General features: G+C 64.3%; 7 protein-coding genes. 3 read left to right on the forward strand and 4 right to left on the reverse strand.

Annotated elements, in window-relative coordinates; genetic code table 11:
* The first annotated feature begins 209 nt into the window (after positions 1-209).
* Both AC6UAL_RS09305 and lpxK read left to right on the forward strand, forming a co-directional pair.
* Positions 210-1298, forward strand: coding sequence for a tetratricopeptide repeat protein (locus tag AC6UAL_RS09305; protein ID WP_500683103.1), 1089 nt, complete (start codon positions 210-212; stop codon positions 1296-1298).
* Positions 1299-1463: 165 nt separating this feature from the next.
* Entirely contained in the window at positions 1464-2660 is a 1197-nt protein-coding gene (lpxK, locus tag AC6UAL_RS09310; protein WP_500683104.1) for a tetraacyldisaccharide 4'-kinase, read from the forward strand.
* A 38-nt stretch (positions 2661-2698) separates the two neighbouring features.
* Here the strand turns inward: lpxK and AC6UAL_RS09315 are convergent, their stop codons facing one another.
* The 4 genes from AC6UAL_RS09315 to AC6UAL_RS09330 all read right to left on the reverse strand — a co-directional run bounded on the left by AC6UAL_RS09315 (position 2699) and on the right by AC6UAL_RS09330 (position 7888).
* Positions 2699-3826, reverse strand: coding sequence for an ABC transporter permease (locus AC6UAL_RS09315; RefSeq protein ID WP_500683105.1), 1128 nt, complete (start codon positions 3824-3826; stop codon positions 2699-2701).
* A 30-nt stretch (positions 3827-3856) separates the two neighbouring features.
* Positions 3857-4969: an ABC transporter permease gene (locus AC6UAL_RS09320; RefSeq protein WP_500683106.1), complete on the reverse strand. Its 1113-nt coding sequence runs from the start codon at positions 4967-4969 to the stop codon at positions 3857-3859.
* Entirely contained in the window at positions 4969-6735 is a 1767-nt protein-coding gene (locus AC6UAL_RS09325; RefSeq protein WP_500683107.1) for an ATP-binding cassette domain-containing protein, read from the reverse strand. Before AC6UAL_RS09325 ends, AC6UAL_RS09320 begins: the two co-directional genes overlap by 1 nt.
* A gap of 85 nt (positions 6736-6820) precedes the next feature.
* Entirely contained in the window at positions 6821-7888 is a 1068-nt protein-coding gene (locus AC6UAL_RS09330) for an HlyD family secretion protein (RefSeq protein WP_500683108.1), read from the reverse strand.
* 737 nt (positions 7889-8625) lie between these two features.
* Between AC6UAL_RS09330 and AC6UAL_RS09335 the strand changes: the two genes are divergently transcribed.
* A partial coding sequence (locus AC6UAL_RS09335; RefSeq protein ID WP_500683109.1) for an ankyrin repeat domain-containing protein occupies positions 8626-9293 on the forward strand: 668 nt, incomplete at its 3' end.

A 9293-nucleotide genomic window follows, 5' to 3' on the forward strand; every position in this document is an offset into this window, starting at 1 on the left:
GCCCTCTCCTTGCCCGACAACCCGCATGATTACTGCATCCCTTTTCCCCCCTGCTCAAACTTTGGGACAGGTGTGCCAGGCAGGAAACATGTTGCGTTTTTTCATTGACACCCAAAAAACGGCGTGATAGACTTCGAGGAAAGGGACAGCTCCTCCCACCCTCTCCCCTGATTGCAACCCGAAACCAACATACGCACCGAACACGCACCATGAAAAAGCGACTCTTGCGACTGGCCTGCGGCACATGCTCCGCGCTGCTGATCGCCGCGGCAGCAGGATGTACAACGACTTTTGCACAGGGCAGCGTGCCCGCCGACAAGCGCGCCGAGACCTCGCCCCTGGCGCGTCTGGAGAGCGTGCTGCGGAAAAACGCGAAGATGAGACTGAACCTCCTCTTCGGCGATTTTGTCGAGCTGTACGTTCACCCCTTGCCCCTCGACGAAGCCCTCGCAAAGAGCCGGGAGTTGCCGCTCTCCGCGCAGCAGGCGCGGGAGAAGCTCGTCGCTTGGCTCCGCAGCCATCCGGAAAGCGACGATGAATCGCGTCGGGTGCACCGCCGTTCGTACCCGACCTTGGAGCGAATGGACAACATCCGATGCTACATCGTCGGGGACTATTATTACTTTCCGGGGCCGCGAATTCTCAAATTGCGTTCCCCTCTGGTCGGTTTCTTTGTTGACTCGCAGAGCGGTGAGGTAATCGCCTATCCTCCGCGGTCGTACTCGGGGGACAGCACCTACGAGTTTGCAGGGGGTTACGGAGAAGACGCCGGCCGCCTCTTCTTCGACCCGAACGACGCCGAGGGTCTCTTTGCTCTGGGCTGCTGCCATGAGAAGGGGCGGGGGGCGACGCCCTCAGCGCAGAAGGCCGCTGAATGCTGGCGTCGCGCGGCCGAACAAGGCGACGAACGCGCCCGCCTGCGCCTGGCGGAATGCTACGAGCAGGGCAAGGGCGTGCCGCAGTCATATGACGACGCCTTGCGCCTGTATCTCGAACTCGCCGATAAGCACGACAACGCCGACGCTCAGTACCGCATCGGTCGCCTGTATGCCGAAGGTCGCGGCGTGCCGGCCTCGCCCGAACAGGCCGTCATCTGGTATCGCCGCGCGGCGGATTGCAAGCTCCCCCACCGCGAAGCCTGCCTTGCTCTGGGCGAATGTTATGAGAAGGGAATCGGTGTGACCGCTTCGCGCGAAGAAGCCATCGCGTGGTATCGCATCGCCGCCCGCCGCAGCTACTCATCCCGCGAGCGACGCGACGTCCGCCGCGCCCTCAGACGCCTCGGCGTCGAGAAATGAGCTCGCCCCGTCCGCGCTCTCTCGGGAGGCGGACCGCTCAAGCCCGCGCCCCGCTCGGCCGCGAACGGGGCGCGGGCTCGGCGCGGGCGATTTTCTGCGCGGCCGCCGCGTCGGCAGAGCTTCATGAACTTGACAGAAGAAGCGGCATCTGCTAGGATACCCCCCATGAAGTCACGGATGGATGAGTTTGCCGAGTGGGGCACCGATGTGGTGTTCGGCCGAGCTCACGGATTCCGCGCTTGGATGATGCGCTGTGCGCTGCGCTTTGCCTCCTTCTTCTTCTTCCTGCTCGTCAAGGTGCGCCTGCTGCTCTTTCGGCGCCGCATCAAAACCGTGCACTTCCTCGGCACCTTCGTCGTGAGCGTCGGCAACATCACGGCGGGCGGCACGGGCAAGACGCCCGTCGTCGAGCTGCTCTCGCGCACCCTGTCCGATCGGGGGCGCAAATGCGCCATCCTCACGCGCGGCTACAAGAGCGCGGACCTCGACAAGCCTCAGGAGTGGCGCGACGCCCGCGGTCGCCGCGTCAAAAACCTGCCCAAGATAGCCAGCGACGGCAAGACGCGCTACCTCGGCCCGCTGCACGCGGGCGACGAGCCCTACATGCTGGCGCGCAACCTCGACGGCGTCGCCGTTCTGGTCGACAAAGACCGCGTCAAATCCGGGCTCTTCGCCATCGAACAACTCGGCTGCAACACCCTCGTGCTCGACGACGGCATGCAGTACCTCAAACTGCGCCACGAGCTCGACATCGTGCTGGTCGACTGCGGCTTCCCCTTCGGCACCGGCGCCCTGCTGCCGCGCGGCACCATGCGCGAGCCCCGCAGCAGCCTCAAGCGAGCCAGCTACATCATCCTCACCAAGAGCGGCGGCAAACCTCAGGATGAGCTCATCGCCACCATCCGCAAATACAACAAACTCGCTGACATCATCGTCACCAACCACTCCCCCGCCTACCTCGAAAACATCTTCACCGGCGAGCGCAAACCCCTCGAATACCTCAAGGATAAATACGTCGCCTGCCTCAGCGGCATCGCCCGCCCCGAGAGCTTTGAATGCCTCGTCGACGGGCTCGGCGCACACATCGAAATCCGCCGTCGCTACCCCGACCACTATTGGTTCGACCAGGAAGACCTCGAGAAATTCGTCGAGCGCTGCGCCGACCGTGCCGTCGACCTCATTGTGACGACCGAGAAGGACGCCGTGCGCTTCCTCAAGCCCGACGAAATGGACGTGCCCATCTACTTCTTGCGCATCCGCATTGAAATCGAGCAGGGGCAGGAGCTCTGGGATCGCATGATCGACCGCATCTGCGCGCTCTCACTGCCGCAGCCTCCGCCTCAGTGGAGCGACGTGCTTTGAGGCTCTTCTGCGAGAGGACTGAGCGGCGGCGTGCGCACCTAGCAGATGCGGCGGCGCAGCACCGCGTAGGCCGTGCCGAGCGTCGCCAACCCGATGGCCGCCAGTGCGGTTAAGTGCGGCCAGATCTCCGCAAAACCGTCGCCCTTGAGGAAGGTGCCGCGCGCAATGAGAATCATGTAATAAAGCGGGTCGAGCCGACCGACCGACTGCATGAAAGCGGGCATATTCTCCGCCGGCGCCACGAAGCCTGACAGCAGAATGCAGGGAATGATGAAGCAGAACATGCACACATACGCCTGTTGTTGCGTTGCACAAAAAGCCGAAATCACAAAACCGATACCCGTCAACGCCAGTGAATACACCACCACCCCGGCCACCAGCGCCGGCGCCGAACCGAGAAAGGGCACCCCGTAGGCCCAGTGCGCCATTGCCCAGATGATGCTGCACTGCACCAGCACAATCATCGTGGCGGGCACCGTTTTGCCGAGCAAAATCTCCAGCGGGCTCAGCGGCGTGACGCAAAGCTGCTCGTAGGTGCCCTCCTCGCGTTCGCGAGCCAGCGCCATCGCCGAGATGTTGAGGCTCGTAATCATCCCGATCATCCCGAAGAGGCAGGGCATGATGAACCAGACGTAACTGAGCTCCTGATTGAACACGTGCCGCACGAGCAACTCGCCCTCCGCCGTCTCGTCGGGCTGCGGCAGCGCCTCGCCGCGCAGCTCCGCGCTCAGGCGCAGCGCGAGCCGGCTGATGTAGCCCGCCGCAATCTGCGAACTGTTGGAGCGCCGCCCGTCGCAGATCACCTGAAGAGGCGCGGACTCGCCGCGCAGCAGGCGTTCATCGAAATCCGGCGGCAGGTGCACGGCAATCATCGCGCGGCGGGCATCCAGCAGGCGGTGCAGCTCCTCGCGGCTGTGCACCTGCTGCATGCTGCTGACGTAGGGCATGGCGGCAATACGCTGCTGCATCTCCAGCGACGCGGAGCCGCCGTCCTCATTGAGCAGAGCCACATCGCAGTGCGTCACATCCATCGTCACCACAAAGGGAAACAGCAGCGTCTGAAGCAGCACCGGCATCACCAGCATCAGCACGCTGCGCGGCGTGCGGAACTGCAAATGCAGCTCTTTAATCAGCAGGGCAAACCAGCGATGAAGGCGCTCTCTCATAGCGGTAAATCAAGCTCCGTACAGTGAAAATCAGGAATCGAGACGCTTCGGCGTCGCGAAGAACACAAGCCCCAGCCAGAAGAGCCCCGACACAAGCAGCAACAGCACATTGATCAGCAGCGCCGCCCACTCCGCCCCCGCCAGAAAGAGCGTGCTGAGACTCGGCGCAAAGTAGCGCGCCGGAATCAGGTAGCTGACCGCCTGCACCCAGCCCGGCATACTGCTGATCTCAAAAATAAAACCACAGAGCATAATCGTCGGCAGCACCGAAACATTCAGCGACACCAGCGACGCCGTGTACTGACTGCGCAGCAGCGTCGAAATCAAAAGCCCGATCGCCAACACACTGAGCAGAAAAATCGACGCGATGCCGAACAGCAGCCAGAGCGGCGCACGCAGCGGCACGCCGAAGAGAAGCGTCGCCGCCAGCGTGCAAACCGCCATCGCCCCAAGCCCCAGCAAAAAATAGGGAATGAGCTTCGAGAGAATGAACTCAAGCCGCGTCACGGGAGAGGCCAGCAGCAACTCCATCGTCCCGCGCTCCCACTCGCGAGCCACCACCATCGCCGTCAGGAAAGTCCCCACGAACGAGATCACCACCGCAATCGAACCCGGCAGAACATAGCGCCGACTCTCCGCCGCACTGTTGAATCGGTAGAGCGGCAGCACCTCCACCATCGCCGAACCCGAGCCCGACGGAGCCGACGCCGCGCGCTCCGCCAGCCAAGCCGAGCAGACGCCCTGCAAGTACATCTGCGTAAACTGCGCCGTATTCGGCACACTGCCGTCCGTCGCCAGAAGCAGGCGCGGACTCCCGCCCGCCGTGCAAAGCCGCGAGAAATCGGACGGAATAATCAGCACCGCGTGAGCCGACCCGCTGCGCAGCCGCCCCATCGCCTCCTCCTCATCCGCCGCCCGCTCCACGCGGAAATACGGCGACCCCTGCACCCGCTCCAGCAGACTGTGCGCCACCGGCCCCTCATCCTCCGTCACCAGCGCAAGCTGCGTCACCGAACTATCGAAATTCACACAATACCCGAAAAGCAGCAGCATGAAAATCGGCAGCACAAAAGCCAGCAGAATGCTCGACGAATCGCGCCGCACCTGCCTGAACTCCTTGATGATGAGAGCCGCCAAACGCATCAGTCGCCTCCTTCCCTCTCGATATAGCGAATAAAAGCCTCCTCCATCGTCGGCGACGGGCAATCGGCACTCGCCGCCGCCGCCTTTAGCGCCTCCGGCTCCCCCTCCGCAATCACCCGGCCGCGATTCATAATCACTAGGCGGTGCATATACTGCGCCTCGTCCATGAAATGCGTCGTCACAATAATCGTCACCCCCTGAGCCGCCATAGCGTTCATTTCATGCCAGAACGCACGCCTCGCGAAAGGATCGACACCCGACGTCGGTTCATCCAGAAACAGAAACTCCGGCCGATGCAGCACCGCGCAAGCCATCGACAACCTCTGCTTGAGACCCTGCGGCAGCGACGCCGCCCCGCATCGCAGGCGCGACGTCAGCTCATAATTCTCCGCCAACTCCGCGATGCGCCTCTCCGCCGCCTCCCCCTTCAGCCCGTAGACCGACGCGAAAAAACGCAGATTCTGCTCCACCGTCAAGTTGCCGTAGAGCGAAAACTTCTGCGCCATATACCCCAAATGCGCCCGCGCCCGCCGGGCATCCCGGGCGAGATCGATACCGAGAATCTCTGCCCGTCCGCTGCTCGGGCGCAGCAGCCCGCACATCATGCGAAACGCCGTCGTCTTGCCCGCCCCGTTGGCCCCGAGCAGACCGAAAATCTCCCCGCGGCGCACCGCCAAATTCAAATCCTCCGTCGCCACAAAGGACCCGAAGCGGCGCGTCAGCCCCACCGTCCGAATCACCACCTCCTCCGAAGGCTCGGCCGCTGCCGCCAGCGAAGGCGGAGCCTTGACCGACGGGCCGCCATCCTGCTCGTCCATCAAATCAATAAACGCCTCCTCAAAATGAGGCTCCGCGGGGCGCAAGCGCAGGAGCGCTTCCCCCGCCGGCCCCTCTACACCCGGCCCCCCGGACACATCCGCCGCCGTCGCCCCGCGCCGGAGCAGCAAGCGCAGCCTCGAGCCCTCAATCATCGCATCGCGCACCGCCGGATGCGCCGCCAGCACCCGCAGCATTCGCAAACGCTCCGAAGGCACAAGCTCCAGCGTCAGCACGCGCCCCCGCAGAGGCCGGAGCAAATCCCCCGGCACCCCGAGAAAGCGAAGGCGGCCGCGATGCAGCAAACAAACGCGGTCGCAGCGCGCCGCCTCATCCAAATACGCCGTCGACCAAATCACACTCCGCCCGGCCCCGCGCGAACCATTCACCAAACCCCAGAGCTCGCGGCGAGAAAGCGGGTCAACCCCCACCCCGGGCTCATCCAGCAACAAGAGCGGCGGCCGCCCCGCCAACGTGGCGATCAGCGCCAACTTCTGCCGCATCCCGCCCGAAAGCTTGCCCGCGAGCCGCGAGCGAAACGGCGCCAGCCCCGCCGCCTCCAGCAACTCCGGCTCCTGCGCCAGAGCCTCGCGGCGCGGCACCCCGCGCAAACTCGCGCAAAGCCGCAGATTCTCCTGCACCGTCAGATCCTCATAAAGGCTGAAACGCTGCGGCATATAGCCCACCTGCCGACTCAGCCTCGCGTGATCGCGCACCGGGTCGAGCCCCAGCAAGCGCAGCTCGCCCGCACTCGGCCGGAGCAAACCCGCCATCAGGCGCAGCAGCGTCGTCTTGCCCGCCCCGTCCGGCCCGATCAAACCCAGCACCTCACCCTCGCGCCAATCAAAACTCAGCTCGTGCAGAGCCTCCGCCGCCCCCTCGTCATCGGCATAGCGATAGCAGAGCCCCGAAGCCTGAGCGCGAACCGAAATCGGCGGTGAACCCTCCATAGCCGAAACAGCAGCTGCAAAACCCGAACCCGACACAACAAACACCTCCGCCCGCCTTCCTGCGGCGAGCCCCGTTAGCCCAACCTCAGTCAATCACCACCACCACCGGCGCCCCCTGATTCAGCCCCTCGCAAGGCTCATCGACCACAATACGCAGGCGATACACCAGCGTCGTGCGAATCTCCGCACTCTCCACCGTCTTGGGCGTAAACTCCGCCTGCGGACTCACAAAACCCACCGTCCCGCCGAACGAGAGCCCGCCGTCCGTCTCCACGCGAACCCGCGCCCCCGGCCTGACGCGATCCAGCAGCGGCTCATCAACATAAGCCCTCACCCACACCGGGTGGCGCAGCGAAAGCGTCAGCACCGGCGAACCCGCCGCCAGCATCGTCCCCGGCTCCACCGCCCGCGTCATCACAATCGCGTCGGACGGCGCACAAAGCCGCGTATCCGCCAAATTCAACTCCGCCTGCCGCACATCCGCCCGCGCCAACTCCAGCTGCGCCTCCGCCTGCCGCACCGCCTCAGCCGCCGCAGCCGCCTCTGCGCGGGCTCGCTCCACCTCCTCCGCGCGGTAGCCCGCCTTCAACTCCGCCAATCGCGCCTCCTGCGCCTGCACATCCGCCGCCTGTGCGCGGTACAGGCGCTCCGTCGCCTCGAGATCCTGCTGCGACACCACCTTGGACTCGCGCATCTGCAAACTGCGCTCATAATCGCGCTTCGCATTCTCGCGCACAATAATCATCGACGCCAGCGTCGCCTCGGCCGCATCCACCTGCTCGCGGCGATAACCCGCCTCATACATCCGCCGCTGCGCCTCCGCCGACTCCGACGCGCAGCGCGCCTGCCGCACCGCCACCTCAGCCGCTGCAAGCGCCGCGCGGGCGCGGTCGAGAGCAATCCGCGTCGGCTCGGCATCCAGCTCCGCCAGCACCTCGCCCGCCTTCACCTGAGAGCCCTCATCCACCGTCACCGCCGCCAAGCGCCCAGGCACCCGGAACGACGTCTGCACACTGCGAATATCCACGTGGCCGTTGAGGCGAAGCGGCCGCCCCGCCGCATCGCCGTCGCCCCGGCCGAAAAAGAACCAGAGCACCGCCCCCGCAGCCAGCAACAAAACAACAAGAGCCACCTTCTTCATTGCCTTAAACATTAATTGCCCATTTTAGCCGCCCCGTATCCGCCCGTCAAGAACCGTCCTCACTTTCGTTGGAGAAAAAGCGACGAAAGCCTGAACAAGGTCAGCACGCATCACATCCCAAGAGAGTCGGAGCGCGGGCCGTATCTCGACCTGCCGACTCAAATAACACATCTGCGGCCGCCCATTCCGATTCTTTTGTGCACCAAAGCCTTGACTCGTCAAGCCCTTTGCGCTAAGATAAAGCCCGCCCCGTTCCCGTGTCAGGCGGCACTGCCAATGACACGGTAAAATAGGGATGCGGCATCAAGTGCCTGGTGCGTCCGCGCGTTCTCGGAGCGTCTTTGAGGCGGCATATCGACAAGGTCTTTTATCCCGCAACGCATCTTTGCAGATGCTGAATACCCCATTCTTTGCCCGTCTGCGCATCGGCCGAGCCAACGCAGCATGAACCGCGCCTGCCGAAGCACGGATCGAAGACACGGCCGACACATCGGTGGCCCTTTCCGATTCTTTTGTGCACCAAAGCCTTGACTCGTCAGGCACTTTGCGCTAGGATGAAGCCTGCCCCGTTCCCGTGTCAGGCGGCACTGCTAATGACACGGTAAAATAGGGGGGCGGTACTGAGTGCCCGGTACGTCCGCCGGTTTTTTTGCGGCGGTTGCCCTATTCCGCTGCAACGGCAAACATCGAGCCTGCGACGGCAACCTGCCGGATAAAAACGAATCCTGAACAACCGAGACGCCCGAAAGATGAACGCCTACTGCTTCCTGTTGCTCCCCTTGGCCGGACTTGCCCTCGCGGCCGCCGTCGGTGAAGGTCGAAGCGAAGAGCCCGTGCCGAGCCTAGCTCCGGCGGGCAACCCCTCAGCGAAGCTCAACGAGGCTCTTCTGGCCGCTGCCGACGACGGCGACGAAGCGGCCGTCCGCCGATTGCTGGAGGCCGGGGCTGACGCCAACGCGAAGAACGGCGAGGGCGACACCCCGTTGAAGGCTGCCGCATGGCGCGGCCATGCCGAGGCTGCCCGCCTGTTGCTGGAGAACGGAGCAAGCATCCGAGCATCACTGCCGGGCGAATGGAGCGAACTGCATCTGCTCGCCGCCGCCGGCTTGACCGAGCGCGTCTGCGAGCTGCTGGCCGCCGGCGCCGATCCGAACGCGAAAATAGCCATCGGAGACCTGAGTCCGCTGCACTTGGCCGCAGCGAACGGCTGCACGGATGTCATCCGCGAGTTGCTGGCTGCCGGAGTCGACGTTGACACCAGAGCCGGGCTCGGCGAAACACCCCTGCACAAAGCCGCTGAGAACGGGCATGTCGATGCCGTCCGCCTGCTGCTTCTGGCGGGAGCAGACCCGAACGCCGAGATCGAGAGCTACTGGGCGGGGTTCACCCCGCTGCATGCCGCCGCCGAAGGGGGAAG

The sequence above is a fragment of the Candidatus Parakkermansia intestinigallinarum genome, assembly GCF_944389695.1.
Taxonomy (GTDB): domain Bacteria; phylum Verrucomicrobiota; class Verrucomicrobiia; order Verrucomicrobiales; family Akkermansiaceae; genus Akkermansia; species Akkermansia intestinigallinarum.